The sequence below is a fragment of the Nonomuraea turcica genome (assembly GCF_030718205.1).
GTDB lineage: Bacteria > Actinomycetota > Actinomycetes > Streptosporangiales > Streptosporangiaceae > Nonomuraea.
In genome coordinates this window covers 169,865-183,495 of the sequence record NZ_JAUZQF010000008.1, presented here as the reverse complement: position 1 = coordinate 183,495, position 13,631 = coordinate 169,865, and the positions used below count along the sequence as shown (strand labels likewise).

The following is a 13,631-nucleotide window of genomic DNA, read 5'->3' as shown; positions in this document are numbered from 1 at the left end:
TTCAGGAATCTCACCACCGGCAAGAACGTGGACTACAAGTTCAAGCGCGACTATTACCAGCGGGAGCCCAACGTCCGATGAGAGTGCGTGCCCTCAGCACCAGCGGAAAGGCCCTCCCGCCGGCAATGCTGGACGACATATGGGGCCTCACGCCTGACGCCGATTACCCTCTCACTACCGGGAAGGAATACATCGTTTACGCGATCACGGTGGCGAAGGACGCGTTCTGGTACTACATCCTCGACGACGACGAGCGACCCTATCCGATCTGGTACCCGAGCCCGCTTTTCGAGGTCACTGACGGCACGCCCTCCTCTAGGTGGGTGGTGAGCTACGTTCCGCCCGGTCCGCTCACCCCGGACGCCGGATCATCGTTGATCGCCTTCCGGGAGTGGGCGATGGACCACCTCTACTACGAGCGACTTGTCGATGGAGACGAGCAGGCTGTCGCCGCTTTCAGGCGGGAGAAGGCGCTTATTGACCACGAGGCATAGAGCCCGGTCCAGCGGAGGTCGGAACTTACGTCACGCACTTTCCGGCCGATGCGGCTCTTCCAAGTTGATCGAGGCGCCGGGTAGCTGGTCGGCCCGCCGCCGTTTTTGGTCGCGGGCTACGGCCATCGGGTGCTGGTGGCGGAGTGCACGGGCCAAGCTCAGGCCAGCTCGTCCCACGGCCTCGGCATGTTGATGATTTGAGCACTGGGTCCGATGGCTGCCGTTCATGGGGTGAAGAGTCCGAGGAGTCGGTCGGATGTAGGTGTAGTGCCTGCGGGCGTGCGTGGCCAGGAGCGGGTACGACGTAACTCGACTTTCACCAGACACGTTTGGAGCTCCCTGCTGGCGCGGTTGATCGCAGCGGTTATCGGTATGTGAGGAGCATCAAGTCGGCAATGCCGAGTGACTACCTGGAGATGACCGTTGAGGAGGCGTTGAAGGCGGCGAAGGCATCGAAGGACACCACGGTACGTAAGTTGCTCACAGACAACCGCTTGAAGAAGTAAGAGAGGTCCGCATGGTGGACGGGTCCACGGCAGAGGAGCGATTCCGGACGGACAGCCGCCATCTGGCGGAGATAGGTCGGCGGCTGAGCGAGCAACTGCAGCCCGTGACGGTTCTCCTTCCGGCGGAGTTGATCGGCAGGGCTCGCGCAGCGTGGCTTCGGGATGAGGTCGAAGAGCTGCAGGCCGAGGATTTCGAGAAGTGGCTCATGAGGTCGCTGGCGGGTGAGTTCGCCTTGATAGGGCTGGCTGCCGCTGACCTCGCAGAGTCCGAGGGCGGCGAGGTGGTCGTCCGGCTCGATCCCCGCCAAATCGCCCACGCACTGTTCGCCGCGGACCTATGGGAGGACCGCCCCTGGGCGGTTGGTGGCTGACGCTTTGTACTGTGGGCCGGGGTGCCATCGGTCAGGTCAGCACTCGATGACGTTGACGGCCAGGCCGCCTCGCGAGGTCTCCTTGTACTTGTCCAGCATGTCCCGGCCGGTGTCCCTCATCGTCTTGATGGCCTTGTCCAGGGCCACAAAGTGCTTCCCGTCGCCGCGCAACGCGATCCTCGCCGCCGTAATGGCCTTGTTGGAGGCGACCGCGTTGCGTTCGATGCATGGGATCTGGACCAGGCCGCCGATCGGGTCGCAGGTCAGGCCCAGGTTGTGTTCGATGCCGATCTCGGCGGCGTTCTCCACCTGCTCCGGCGTGCCGCCCATGACCTCCGTGAGGGCGGCGGAGGCCATGGAGCAGGCCGAGCCGACCTCGCCCTGGCAGCCGACCTCGGCCCCGGAGATCGAGGCGTTCTCTTTGAACAGGACGCCGATGGCGGCGGCGGTGAGGAGGAAGCGGACCACGCCGTCGTCGTCGGCGTGGGGGACGAAGCGGGTGTAGTACGTCAGGACGGCCGGGATGATGCCGGCGGCGCCGTTGGTCGGCGCGGTGACGATGCGGCCGCCGGCGGCGTTCTCCTCGTTGACCGCCAGGGCGAAGAGCGTCACCCAGTCCATGGCCTGGAGCGGATCCTTCTCCGGCGGCTCGGTCTGCAGGCGGCGGTAGAGCTGGTTGGCGCGGCGCTTGACCTTGAGACCGCCGGGCAGGACGCCTTCTTTGGAGATGCCGCGGCGGACGCAGTCCGACATGACGTTCCACAGGTTGAGGATTCCGGTGCGGATCTCTTCCTCGGTGCGGCCGAAGGCCTTCTCGTTCTCCAGCATCAGGGCGGAGATCGACAGGCCGGTGTTCGAGCAGTGTTTGAGGAGCTCTTCCCCTGTGGTGAAGGGGTAGGGGAGCACGGTGTCGTCGGGCTTGATGCGGTCGGCGCCGGTGGCGTTCTCGTCCACGACGAAGCCGCCGCCGACCGAGAAGTAGACCTTCTCCCGCAGCGTGTCGCCGTCCGCGGTGTAGGCGGTGAAGCGCATGCCGTTCGGGTGCTCGGGGAGGGAGATCTTGCGTTCGAAGATCAGGTCCTCGCCGACGACGAAGGGGATCTCGTGGGTGCCGTAGAGGTTGACGGTGCCGGAGGCGCGCATCGCGGTCAGGCGGTCGTCGATGGTGTCCACGTCCACGAGTTCGGGCTTCTCGCCCGACAGGCCCAGCAGGACGGCCTTGTCGCTGCCATGACCCTTGCCGGTCAGGCCCAGCGAGCCGTACAGGATGGCCTGGACGCGCGCCACGCGCGGTAGCAGGCCGTCCTCGTGTAGCCCGCGGGCGAACTTGTGCGCGGCCGCCATCGGGCCGCCCGTGTGCGAGCTGGACGGGCCGATACCGATCTTGAAGAGGTCGAAGACGCTGATCGCCATTGATGGGCGCCTTTCATGCAAGGCCGGGGCCCGCGGAACGGGCCCCGGCGAAATGGGTCAGGACTCGCCTGAGGTGAGCGCCTTGTACTCCTCGGCGGACAGCAGGTCCTCCGCGTCGCCTTCCATGCGGACGCGGAACATCCAGCCCTCGCCGTACGGGTCGCTGTTGACGACCGACGGGTCGTCCACGACGGCCTGGTTGATCTCGACGATCTCGCCGGCGACGGGCGTGTAGATCTCGCTCACGGACTTGGTCGACTCCACCTCGCCGACGGAGTCGCCGCCCTCTACGGTCGAACCGACCTCGGGGAGCTGCACGTAGACCACGTCACCGAGGGCGTCGGCGGCGAAGGCCGTGATGCCGACGGTCACGGTCAGCCCGTCATCGAGCCCGGCCACCCACTCGTGCTCCTTGGTGTAGCTCAGCTCGTCAGGGATGTTGCTCACTTCTTCCTCCTGTAAAAGGGCAGCTCTACCAGGTCCATAGGTTCTTGGCTGCCCCGGATGTCCACGGCCAGGCCTTCTTCGATGCCGGTGTCCACGTAAGCCATAGCAATGGGCTTGCCCAGAGTCTGGGAAGGCGCACCGCTGGTGACCTCGCCGACGACGACGCCGTCTTTGGTAACCGGGTAACCGTGGCGCGGCACCCGGCGGCCCCGCGCGACCAGGCCGACGAGGCGGCGCCGCGGCGGGTCGTCCTTGACCGCCTCGAGCGCCGTCCTGCCGACGAAGTCGCCGGGCTTGTCGAATTTCACCACTCTGCCGAGCCCCGCGTCGAACGGGGTGAGCTCGGCGCTGAGCTCGTTGCCGTACAGCGGCATGCCCGCTTCGAGGCGGAGCGTGTCGCGGCTGGACAGGCCCGCGGGCTTGAGCCCGTACGGCTCGCCGGCCGCCATGAGGGCGTGCCACAGCGGCGCGGCATCGTCGTTCGCGACGAAGAGCTCGAAGCCGTCCTCGCCGGTGTAACCGGTGCGGGCGATCAGCGCCTGCCGGCCGTCCACCACGCCCGGCAGGCCCGCGTAGTACTTGAGGCCGCCGAGGTCGGCGTCGGTGAGCGTGGCGAGGATCTCCTGCGCCCGCGGGCCCTGGACGGCGATGAGCGCGTACTGGTCGGAGCGGTCGTCCACGACGGCGTTGTACGCCTTCGCGCGCTCTTTCAGCTCATTTCCGACTTTTTCGTAGTTTGAGGCGTTTGCCACCACCATGAACTCCTCGTCCCCGAGCCGGTAGACGATGAGGTCGTCGAGAACCCCGCCACGCTCGTTCACGATCATGGTGTATCTGGCCCGCCCGGGCTCCAGCGCCGACAGATGCCCGACCAGCGCATAGTCCAGGGCCTGGCCGGCCTGCGGGCCCGTCAGGAAGATCTCGCCCATGTGCGACAGGTCGAACAGCCCCGCCGCCTGCCGGACGGCGTTGTGCTCCGCGGACTCGCTGCCGTACCGGAGGGGCATGAGCCACCCCGCGAAGTCGGTCAGCGTGGCGCCGAGGCTCTCGTGAACGTCTCGTAGCGGTGTCGGTCGGGACATTTATCGCACCTCAGGACAGGATCGGATGCCAGCATCCTCCCCCTCTGTCATCGATGCCTGAGAGCTTCGCCCGGGTTTTGCCGGACTTTCACCTTCGGCGAGGCCCACAGGCCTGCTTTCCAGAGGACACCTCGTCCGTGCGGTCCTTTGCCTTGAGAGGTTCGCGGGGAGGGCTTGCTCCTTCAGGGACCCTGACCGGCTGTCAGGGTGCTCTCCCGCACGGTTTCGTGGGTGATGTCCCGTAAGCCTAGTGCCGTTACGGGGGTCTTGTCGCGTTCTGGCACCCGTGAACCGCTCGGGTGGTGATGACGTTGAAGGGGCATGAACCGGCGAATGGCGGCCCTCGGACTCGCGGCGGCCCTGACCATCACGTCCTGCGGCGCCGAGAGCGCCGCATCCCCGGCGCCGCCCCCTCGGTACGAGGCCAGCCTGACGGTGCTCGAAGGCCACGGGCACGGGCCTCAGCTGTGCCGGGCGGTGGCCGAGTCCCTCCCGCCGCAGTGCGGTGGCCCCGACGTGGTCGGCTGGGACTGGAGCAAGGTCGAGCACGAGTCGCAGGGCGGCGTGAAATGGGGTTCGTACCGGGTCGTCGGCACCTGGGACGGCGCCCGGCTGACCCTTACGGAACCGCCCGGCTCGCCCGTGTATGAGGAGCCTCCGACGACCGACTTCACCACCCCGTGCCCCGCGCCCGAGGGCGGCTGGCGGCCCGTCGATCCCGCCAAGGCCACGGAGGCGACCCTGGAGAAGGCGATGAAGCGGGCGGGGACGGCCAAGGAGTTCGCAGGCGCCTGGATCGAGCCCATCGGGCCGAAGCCTGACCCGTCGGAGGAACTCGACGCCTACGCGCGGGGGCAGGTGCTCAACCTCAGGTTCACCGGCGACCTGGCGGGGCGCGAGGCGTGGATCCGCGAGGTCTGGGGCGGCGCGTTGTGCGTCAGCGGCGCGGAGCGTACCGAGGCCGAGCTGCACGCGATCCAGCGGGAGGTCGAGAAGGAGCTGGGCGACGCCCTCATCTCCTCCGCGCCCAGCGTCACCCGCAACCGGGTCGAGGTGGAGACCTGGCTCGCCTCCGACGACCTGCGCCGCACGTTCGACCAGAAGTACGGCGCGGGCGTCGTCGTCTTCGACAGCGTGCTGAAGCCCGTCGGCTAGCGGCAGGCCGCCACGAAGGTTTCGAAGATCGCGCAGTCCTCGGCCGCCTCCGGGTGCCACTGAACGGCCATCGTGAACGACTCCGTGTCCATCTCGACCGCCTCGATCGTGCCGTCCTCGGCGGTCGCGGACACCGTGAGGCCCGGGGCGAGGCGGTCGATGGCCTGGTGGTGGTAGTGCGGGACCGTCACCGGCTCCGTGCCCAGCGCCTTGGCCAGGCGCGTGCCCGGCACGGGGACGACGGGCAGCGGGCCGAAGCGGCCGGGCGCGGGGGAGTGCCCGTCGTGCCCGACCACGTCGGGGAGGTGCTGGTGCAGGGTGCCGCCGAGGGCGACGTTGAGCACCTGGAGGCCGCGGCAGATCCCCAGGTACGGCAGGCCGGCCTCGAGAGCGGCATTCAGCACCGCAAACTCGGCCTCATCCCGAAATTTGCGGACATAGCCGACCTTTTCCCCCGGCTCCTGGCTGTAGCGAGCCGGGTCGATGTCGCCCCCGCCGGCCAGGATGAGCCCGTCGAGCCGCCCCACGACAGGCGCGGGATCGCCGGCCGGCGGCAGCACGACCGGCTGCCCGCCGGCGCGGACGACCTGCTCCACGTACATGTACGGCAGCAGCGCGACGGTCATGTCCGCCCACACCGTGAACCTCGCCGGCTCGACGTAACAGGTGATCCCGATGACCGGACGCACGATTTCCTCCTAGAGCGGCGTCACGTAGGCGCCGGAGATGCCGCCGTCCACCAGGAACTCGCTGGCCGTGATGAACGACGCGTCGTCACTGGCCAGGAACGCCACCGCCGCCGCGATCTCCGTCGCCTCGGCGAAGCGCCCCACGGGTACGTGCACCAGCCGCCGCTGCGCCCGCTCCGGGTCCTTGGCGAACAGCTCCCGCAGCAACGGCGTGTTGACCGGCCCGGGGCACAGGGCGTTCACCCTGATGCCCTCCCTGGCGAACTGCACGCCCAGCTCCCGCGACATCGCCAGCACGCCGCCCTTGGAGGCGGTGTAGGAGATCTGCGACGTCGCCGACCCCATCACAGCCACGAACGACGCCGTGTTGATGATCGAGCCCTTGCCCTGCCGCCGCATGTACGGGAGGACGTGCTTGCAGCACAGGTAGACGCTGGTCAGGTTGACCTCCTGGACGCGGCGCCAGGCGTCGATGCCGGTCTCCAGGATCGAGTCGTCGTCGGGCGGCGAGATGCCGGCGTTGTTGAAGGCGATGTCGACGCTGCCGTAGGTGTCGTACGCCGTCTGGAACATCCTGACGACGTCGTCCTCGCTCGTCACGTCGGCCTTGATGAAGAGGCCGCCGACCTCGTTGGCGGCCTTGGCGCCCGCCTCCTCGTCGACGTCCACGCAGACGACCTTGGCGCCCTCCTCGGCGAACCTGCGGGCCGTGGCGAGCCCGATGCCGCTGCCCGCGCCCGTGATGACCGCCACCCGATCCTGCAACCGCTGCACTTGTTTCACTCCCAGGAGATGAAGACGTTCTTGGTCTCGGTGAACGCCGCCAGGGCGTCCGGGCCGAGCTCCCTGCCGAGTCCGGACTGCTTGAAGCCGCCGAAGGGGGTCCAGTAGCGGACCGAGGAGTTGGAGTTCACCGAGAGCGCGCCCGACTCGACCGCCCTGGCCACCCGGAGCGCCCGCCCGACGTCCCGGGTCCAGATGGAGCCGCTCAGTCCGTACGGGGTGTCGTTGGCGATCCTGACGGCGTCGGCCTCGTCCTTGAACGGCGCCACCGACACCACGGGCCCGAAGATCTCCTCGGTGAACGCCTGGTCGGTGACGTCCGGGGTGAGCACGGTCGCCGGGAACCAGAAGCCCTTGCCCTGCGGGCACGTTCCCTGGAGGTAGGGCTCCTGGACGAAGCCGCGGACGCGTTCCAGGTGCTCGGCGCTGATCAGCGGGCCCATCTCGGTGCTCTCGTCGAGCGGGTCGCCGACCTTGACGGCCTGAACGGCGGGCGCGAGCAGGGCCATGAAGTCGTCGTACACGTCGGCCTGGACGAGCAGCCGGGAACGCGCGCAGCAGTCCTGCCCCGCATTGTCGAAGACCGCGTAAGGGGCCGCCTTAGCCGCCTTCTCGAGGTCGGCGTCTGCGAAGATGATGTTCGCGGACTTGCCGCCCAGCTCCAGCGTCACCCGCTTCACCTGCGCGGCCGCCTTGGCGGCGATCTCCTTGCCCACCTCGGTGGAGCCGGTGAACACGATCTTGGCCACGTCCGGGTGCTCGACCAGCCGGGCCCCCGCGACCTCCCCTGCCCCAGGCAGAACCTGGAGCACCCCCTCGGGGAGGCCCGCCGCCAAGGCCAGCTCCGCCAGCCTCAGCGCCGACAGCGGAGTCCATTCCGCCGGCTTGACGATCACGGTGTTACCGGCCGCCAGCGCGGGGGCCACGCCCCACGACATGATCAGCATGGGGAAGTTCCACGGCACGATGACGCCCACGACGCCCAGGGGCTCCTGGAACGTGATGTCCACACCGCCGGGCACCGGGATCTGCTTGCCGTGGTTGCGTTCGGGGGCGGCGGCGTAGAAGTGCAGGACGTCGCGTACGGCGCCGGCCTCCCAGCGGGCACTCCCGATCGGGTGCCCGGCGTTGGCCAGCTCCAGCCCTGCCAGCTCCTCGCCGTGCTCGCCCACCAGGTCGGCGAAGCGCCGCAGCAGCCGCGCCCGGTCGCCGGGGGCCACGTCGCGCCAGGCCGGGTACGCCTTCCTGGCACGCTCCACCGCCCGGTCGACCTCGGCCGCGTCGGCCAATTCGACCTCGGCGAGCACGTCCTCGGTCGCCGGATTAACGATCTTCATGCTCACATCCGTTCGAACCCACGGAACATCTCCCAATCCGTCACCGCCGCGTCGAACGCGGCCAGCTCCACCCGCGCGTTGTTCGCGTAGTGCTCGACCACGTCCTCGCCGAACGCCACGCGGGCCAGCTTCGACCCCTCGAACAGGGCGAGCGCGTCGCGCAGCGTGTGCGGCACGGTCTCGGCGCCAGAGGCGTAGGCGTTGCCCTCGAAGGGGTCCTCCAGCGGCAGCTCGTTGTCGATCCCGTACAGCCCGGCCGCGATCAGCGCGGACACCGCCAGGTACGGGTTGACGTCGCCGCCCGGCACCCGGTTCTCCACGCGCAGCGACTGGCCGTGGCCGACGAGGCGCAGCGCGCAGGTGCGGTTGTCGACGCCCCACTTGACGGCCGTGGGGGCGAAGCTGCCGGGGACGTAGCGCTTGTAGGAGTTGATGTTGGGGGCGTACAGGAGGGTGAGCTCGCGCAGGCAGGCCTGCTGGCCGGCGATGAAGCGGGCGCCGAGCGGCGACAGCCCGAACGGCCCTTCGCCCGCCATCACCGGGTCGCCGTCCACGGTGCGCAGCGAGATGTGGATGTGGCAGGAATTGCCCTCGCGCTGGTTCGGCTTGGCCATGAAAGTGATCGACTTGCCCTCCTGGGCGGCGATCTCCTTGGAGCCGTTCTTGTAGATGGCGTGGTTGTCGCAGGTCTTGAGCGCCTCGTCGTAGCGGAAGGCGATCTCGTGCTGGCCCAGGTTGCACTCGCCTTTGGCGGACTCGACGTACAGGCCGGCGCCCTCCATGCTCAGCCGGATGCGGCGCAGGAGCGGCTCGATGCGGGCGGTGCCGAGGAGGGAGTAGTCGACGTTGTAGAGGTTCGCGGGCGACATGTCGCGATAGGCGCGCTTCCAGGCGTCCTCGTAGCTGTCCTCGTAGACGACGAACTCCAGCTCGGTGCCCACATACGCGGCCATGCCGCGCTCGGCCAGGCGGGCCAGCTGCTTGCGCAGGATCTGGCGGGGCGAGGCGGTCACGTCGCCGCCGTCCTCCCACGCCAGATCCGCCATCAGCATCGCGGTCCCCTCCTGCCACGGCACCCGGCGCAGCGTGGCCAGGTCGGGCTTCATCACGAAGTCGCCGTACCCGCGCTCCCAGGACGACATCGCGTAGCCGGAGACGGTGTTCATGTCCACGTCCACCGCGAGCAGGTAGTTGCAGCCCTCGGAGCCGTGGTGCAGCACCTCTTCGAGAAAGTAGCGCGCTGACAGTCTCTTGCCCTGCAACCGGCCCTGCATGTCGGCGATCGCCAGCAGAACGGTGTCGATCCGCCCGGCCGCCACCTCGTCACGCAGCTCGCCGGCGGTCAGGAACCCTTCGCTGCTCACGTGACGTCGCTCCCATCTGGCATGGCGCGCTTTCCGGCGATTGGGCTAGTCTCAGACCATTGATGTGCATGCCGGGATCGCTTGTCAAGACCTGGGGCCACGTTGGACGAGTCGGCGCGTTTGATGACGGTGTTGCGCCCGGTCAGGGCGGGCAACGCCTTCGAGGAGACCGTGGAGCGGCTGCTTCAGGCCATCAAGCTGGGCGTGGTGGCGCCAGGCGACAAGCTTCCCCCCGAGCGCGAGCTGGCCGTCCAGCTCGGCATCAGCAGGGTGACCCTCCGCGAGGCGATCCGCGCCCTGTCGGACGCGGGCTACCTGGACGTGCGGCGGGGTCGGTATGGAGGGGCTTTCGTCACGTACGAGCCGCCCAAACCGGACGCGGGCGACCTGCGGCAGGTTCTGGCGGAGATGGGCATGGACGACCTTTCCGACGCCCTGACGTTCCGGCTGGCCGTTGAGTGCGGGGCCGCCCAGGTCCTGGCCACCTCCGAGCTGACCGGCGAGAAACGGGCTATGCTGCTGCGCAGGTTGTCGGAGCTGAACGAGGCCTCGCTGGCGGACTACCGCCGTCTCGACACGGCCTTCCACCTGTCCATCGCCGAGCTGACCGGCTCGACCCTGCTGGCCACCACCTGCGCCGACGCGCGGTCGCGGGTGAGCGACCTGCTGAACGCCATCCCGATGCTCCAGGTCAACCTGGACCACGCCGCCCTGCAGCACCAGGCCATCGTGGACGCCATCCTCGCCGGCGACCCCGAGGCGGCGCGCCGGGCGATGACCGAACACCTGGAAGGCACGGCCGCGCTGTTGCGAGGGTTCCTCTCCTGACGCGATACCGGCAAGGGGCTCGTACCATCGTTTACAAGTCATGGGGGATTGGTTTCGCTACAACATCGTCGACACAGGACGGCTGCCGCTGTTCTGTTACTTCGTCACGCTCATCGTGGCGTTCATCGCCACCCGCATCAATGTGCGCCTGATCAGGGCGAAGGTGGGCTGGTTCCGTAACGTGAACGTGGGGGAGATGCACATCCACCACGTCGTGTTCGGCGTCATCCTGATGTTGATCGGCGGGGTGACGGGGTTCATCGTCTCGCCCGCGTCGCAGACGGGATACGTGCTCGCGGCCTGCGTGTTCGGCGTCGGCTCTGCGCTGGTGCTGGACGAGTTCGCGTTGATCCTGCACCTGCACGACGTGTACTGGGAGGAGGAAGGGCGGACGTCGGTCGACGCGGTCTTCATCGCCATCGCGGTCACCGGTCTGCTCCTCATCGGTCTGCGCCCGTTGATCTGGGACTACGGCACGTGGGTCAATCCCACCGCGTTGATCGTCGCGAACTCGGCGCTGGCCGTGATCACGTTGCTCAAGGGCAAGATCTGGACCGGGATGGCGGGGTTGTTCGTGCCGCCGATGCTCCTGGTGGGGGCGATACGGCTGGCGCGGCCCGGGTCGCCGTGGGCGCACTGGTTCTTTGCCAAGAAGTCGCCGCGCAAGATGGCCAGGGCCATCCACCGTGAGGAGAGGTGGCGGCGGCCGGTGATCGGGGTCAAGATCGCCTTCCAGGAGTTTCTCTCCGGGCGTCATGATCTGCCTTCCACGCGGCGTGGTCGTCGGCATACTTGACGTCATGCCGCTTCCTTCTTGGTACGAAGGGCTCGAGGACAAGATCCCTGACTCCTTGGACGACCTCCAGGGTCCGGCCGAGGGTGTCGTGGCCTTGCCGCAGCACCTGGCGTGGTCGGGACTGACCGCATTCGACTTGTCCAAGCGGGGGATCCGGATGGAGATGTATCGCACCGTGATCACCACTGGCCGGCGGGTCGACTACGAGGCCTACCTGAACGCCGATCATCTCGTCGCCGACTGGCCGGTGCTGAGAAAGGGGCTTGGCCCGGGATACCGTCAGGCCTGGGAGAACAAGCTCCTCCTCCGGAGGAAGACGTCCGGCTGATGCGCTTTCCGCCCTTCCAGGAGCGGCTGCTCAACGTGGTGTCGCCGGTGTGTGAGCGCTATGCGTTGGCGCTCGCGGGTGGCTATGCGATGCGGGCCCATGGCTTCACGGACCGGCTGAGCCGAGACCTCGATTTCGCCACGGAGATGGGGCTGCCCGATGTGGTCTGCGGCGTCACGGGCGCGTTCCACGCTGCGGCGCTGCAGGCGTCGATCATCGAGGTGACACCGCGGATGGGCCGTCTGATGATCGAGGACACGGCGACCAGTGAGCGTTGCGAATTCGACCTGCTGCGGGAAGCCCTCCAACAGCCTCCTGTCACGTGCGGCACGGTGCGAGTGCTGAGTGTGGAAGACGCGATCGGGCTCAAGATGCGGGCCTTGCACGAGCGCAGCTACGCCCGCGACATCATCGACGTCGAGTCCGTGAGCCATCTCTACTCCTTCCGCGCGCTGGAGAGCCTGGCCAAGCCGCACAACGATCATTTCTCGACCTATGAGCTGGCCATGCGGCTGGAGTTCGTCGATCTCATGGGGAGCGAGGAGTTCGAGGCCTACGGGCTCGACGAGGTGCAGATCAGACAGGTCCGGCGCTTCGCACAGGCGTGGCTCGAGGACATCAAGCTTCGGCGGGCCGACGACGGCGATGCGGACTACGACTATCCCGACGTGCCTGAGATCGACTGATCGCCGACGATCACCGGCGTGAGCAGGGGGCGCTTGGCCGTGCGGCCGTCGCCTGAGGAGCGGCCGCGCAAACGGCGGGCGAGCCACGGCCCAAGGAACGTGGCCAGCCACCGCGCCTCCACCGCCGCCGCGCGCCAGGGCGGTGGCGCGGCCAGCGCCGGGAGCGGAGCCGTCCACGTGTCGTCGCTACCCGGCAGCTCCAAGGCGTGCGCGACTCCGGCGGCGAAGCGGGCATGGCCCTCCGGACTGGCATGCAGCCGGTCGACGCTCCACATCCGCGCGTCGGTGACGTAGGCGAGCCGGAACGTGTCCACGAGCGTGACGCCATGGCGTGCGGCGGCGTCCCTGATGCGGGCATTGAGGTCGAGCACCCTGGGCCGGAGCGGTCTGGCCAGCGGCGCGATCGCGCCGATGTCGGGGAACGTCACCGTGACCACACGAGCTCCCGCGCCGGTCAGAGCCACGAACATGTCCTCCAGCACAGCGGCCACCTGAGCGGCGTCGAAGCCGGGGCGGATCACGTCGTTCATGCCCGCCATGACCGTGGCCAGGTCGGGGCGAAGCTCCAGAGCGACCGGCAACTGCTCGTCCCGGATCTGGGCGGCCTGGCGGCCGCGGACGGCGAGGTTGGCGTAGAGCAGGTCGGGATTGGCGCGGGCCAGCTGCTCGGCGAAGCGGTCGGCCCAGCCGCGGTGGCCGCGGACGTCGTCGCCGTCGCCCAGGCCCTCGGTCTGGCTGTCGCCGAGCGCGACGTATCGGCTGTAGGTCATGGGGTCTTCCTTCCGGCGTGGGCGGCGCGCTCGCTCAGCGTCCGCGCGGTCTGCAGGCACCAGTCGCGCATCTCCCGCTCCAGCCGGCATCCGGCCAGACAGGACAGGTAGGGGCCGATGCGGTCCCCCTCGCGCAGGAACGTCTCCTCATCCAGGTCGCCGCGCAGGCGTACCAGGGTCTGCTCGAAGAACGCCATCTTGACCGCGGCCTGCTCGGCCCGTTCCCGGAGCTGTGCGATCACCGGCGCGGGGTCGAGCACGTCAACGGCGTGGACCTTGACGGCCAGGTCCTCACGGATCAACAGGGGCTTGGCCGGGGCCGCGGCGAAGGACGCCAGCTCGTCGACGCCGGCTTCGGTGACCTTGAACACCCGCTTGTTGGGGCGGCCCTGCTGGACGACCTCCCGGCCGGACACCAGGGCGTCGGCCTCGAGCTTGGTCAGCTCGGCGTAGAGCTGCTGTGGGGCGGCGTACCAGAAGTTGGAGACGCCGATATCGAAGATCTTGGTGAGTTGGTAGCCGCTGTATTCGCCGTCGAGCAGGGCCGCCAGGACCGCGTGTCGGAGGGCCATGGACTAGTCA

General features: G+C 68.4%; 16 protein-coding genes and 2 riboswitches. Of the genes, 7 read left to right on the top strand and 9 right to left on the bottom strand.

Annotation, left to right across the window (positions count from 1 at the left end; translation table 11 throughout):
- The first annotated feature begins 77 nt into the window (after positions 1–77).
- Complete coding sequence (locus tag Q9G87_RS22015) at positions 78–494, top strand: hypothetical protein (protein ID WP_305918300.1); 417 nt, start codon at positions 78–80, stop codon at positions 492–494.
- A gap of 517 nt (positions 495–1,011) precedes the next feature.
- A complete protein-coding gene (locus tag Q9G87_RS22010; RefSeq protein ID WP_305918299.1) occupies positions 1,012–1,371 on the top strand; it encodes a hypothetical protein in 360 nt (119 codons plus the stop codon).
- Positions 1,372–1,407: 36 nt separating this feature from the next.
- Here the strand turns inward: Q9G87_RS22010 and Q9G87_RS22005 are convergent, their stop codons facing one another.
- The 3 genes from Q9G87_RS22005 to gcvT are packed head-to-tail and all read right to left on the bottom strand — an operon-like array spanning position 1,408 to position 4,313.
- The gene (locus Q9G87_RS22005; protein ID WP_305918298.1) at positions 1,408–2,784 is read right to left on the bottom strand and encodes an L-serine ammonia-lyase; all 1,377 of its coding nucleotides are present in this window, start codon (positions 2,782–2,784) and stop codon (positions 1,408–1,410) included.
- A 57-nt stretch (positions 2,785–2,841) separates the two neighbouring features.
- On the bottom strand, positions 2,842–3,231 hold the full coding sequence (gcvH, locus tag Q9G87_RS22000; protein WP_305918297.1) for a glycine cleavage system protein GcvH: 390 nt from the start codon (positions 3,229–3,231) through the stop codon (positions 2,842–2,844).
- Positions 3,228–4,313 carry a glycine cleavage system aminomethyltransferase GcvT gene (gcvT, locus tag Q9G87_RS21995; protein WP_305918296.1) on the bottom strand — a complete coding sequence of 362 codons (1,086 nt, stop codon included), beginning with the start codon at positions 4,311–4,313 and terminating at the stop codon, positions 3,228–3,230. The genes gcvH and gcvT overlap by 4 nt, the downstream gene beginning before the upstream one ends.
- 34 nt (positions 4,314–4,347) lie before the next feature.
- A riboswitch (glycine riboswitch) is annotated at positions 4,348–4,443 on the bottom strand.
- A riboswitch (glycine riboswitch) is annotated at positions 4,444–4,541 on the bottom strand.
- A 93-nt stretch (positions 4,542–4,634) separates the two neighbouring features.
- Here gcvT and Q9G87_RS21990 point away from each other — a divergent pair.
- Positions 4,635–5,468 (top strand): hypothetical protein, encoded by an 834-nt coding sequence (locus Q9G87_RS21990; protein WP_305918295.1) that lies wholly within the window; start codon positions 4,635–4,637, stop codon positions 5,466–5,468.
- Here the strand turns inward: Q9G87_RS21990 and Q9G87_RS21985 are convergent.
- The 4 genes from Q9G87_RS21985 to Q9G87_RS21970 are packed head-to-tail and all read right to left on the bottom strand — an operon-like array spanning position 5,465 to position 9,641.
- Positions 5,465–6,157, bottom strand: a complete 693-nt coding sequence (locus tag Q9G87_RS21985) for a gamma-glutamyl-gamma-aminobutyrate hydrolase family protein (RefSeq protein WP_371825805.1) — start codon at positions 6,155–6,157, stop codon at positions 5,465–5,467. The genes Q9G87_RS21990 and Q9G87_RS21985 overlap by 4 nt on opposite strands.
- 9 nt (positions 6,158–6,166) lie before the next feature.
- Complete coding sequence (locus Q9G87_RS21980) at positions 6,167–6,931, bottom strand: 3-oxoacyl-ACP reductase (RefSeq protein WP_305918294.1); 765 nt, start codon at positions 6,929–6,931, stop codon at positions 6,167–6,169.
- A 5-nt stretch (positions 6,932–6,936) separates the two neighbouring features.
- On the bottom strand, positions 6,937–8,277 hold the full coding sequence (locus Q9G87_RS21975; protein WP_305918293.1) for an aldehyde dehydrogenase family protein: 1,341 nt from the start codon (positions 8,275–8,277) through the stop codon (positions 6,937–6,939).
- A 2-nt stretch (positions 8,278–8,279) separates the two neighbouring features.
- Entirely contained in the window at positions 8,280–9,641 is a 1,362-nt protein-coding gene (locus Q9G87_RS21970) for a glutamine synthetase family protein (protein ID WP_305918292.1), read from the bottom strand.
- A 123-nt stretch (positions 9,642–9,764) separates the two neighbouring features.
- On the opposite strand from Q9G87_RS21970, the gene Q9G87_RS21965 reads away from it, so the two are divergent.
- The 4 genes from Q9G87_RS21965 to Q9G87_RS21950 are packed head-to-tail and all read left to right on the top strand — an operon-like array spanning position 9,765 to position 12,279.
- The gene (locus Q9G87_RS21965; RefSeq protein WP_305918291.1) at positions 9,765–10,469 is read left to right on the top strand and encodes a FadR/GntR family transcriptional regulator; all 705 of its coding nucleotides are present in this window, start codon (positions 9,765–9,767) and stop codon (positions 10,467–10,469) included.
- Positions 10,470–10,509: 40 nt separating this feature from the next.
- Positions 10,510–11,265: a hypothetical protein gene (locus tag Q9G87_RS21960; protein WP_305918290.1), complete on the top strand. Its 756-nt coding sequence runs from the start codon at positions 10,510–10,512 to the stop codon at positions 11,263–11,265.
- 4 nt (positions 11,266–11,269) lie between these two features.
- Positions 11,270–11,593 (top strand): hypothetical protein, encoded by a 324-nt coding sequence (locus Q9G87_RS21955; RefSeq protein WP_305918289.1) that lies wholly within the window; start codon positions 11,270–11,272, stop codon positions 11,591–11,593.
- A gap of 35 nt (positions 11,594–11,628) precedes the next feature.
- Positions 11,629–12,279 carry a nucleotidyl transferase AbiEii/AbiGii toxin family protein gene (locus Q9G87_RS21950; protein ID WP_305918288.1) on the top strand — a complete coding sequence of 217 codons (651 nt, stop codon included), beginning with the start codon at positions 11,629–11,631 and terminating at the stop codon, positions 12,277–12,279.
- On the opposite strand, the gene Q9G87_RS21945 is transcribed toward Q9G87_RS21950, so the two are convergent.
- Together Q9G87_RS21945 and Q9G87_RS21940 are read right to left on the bottom strand one after the other, a co-directional pair.
- Entirely contained in the window at positions 12,252–13,049 is a 798-nt protein-coding gene (locus Q9G87_RS21945) for an SGNH/GDSL hydrolase family protein (protein ID WP_305918287.1), read from the bottom strand. The genes Q9G87_RS21950 and Q9G87_RS21945 overlap by 28 nt on opposite strands.
- Positions 13,046–13,621, bottom strand: coding sequence for a PadR family transcriptional regulator (locus tag Q9G87_RS21940; protein WP_305918286.1), 576 nt, complete (start codon positions 13,619–13,621; stop codon positions 13,046–13,048). Before Q9G87_RS21940 ends, Q9G87_RS21945 begins: the two co-directional genes overlap by 4 nt.
- Positions 13,622–13,631: the final 10 nt, after the last annotated feature.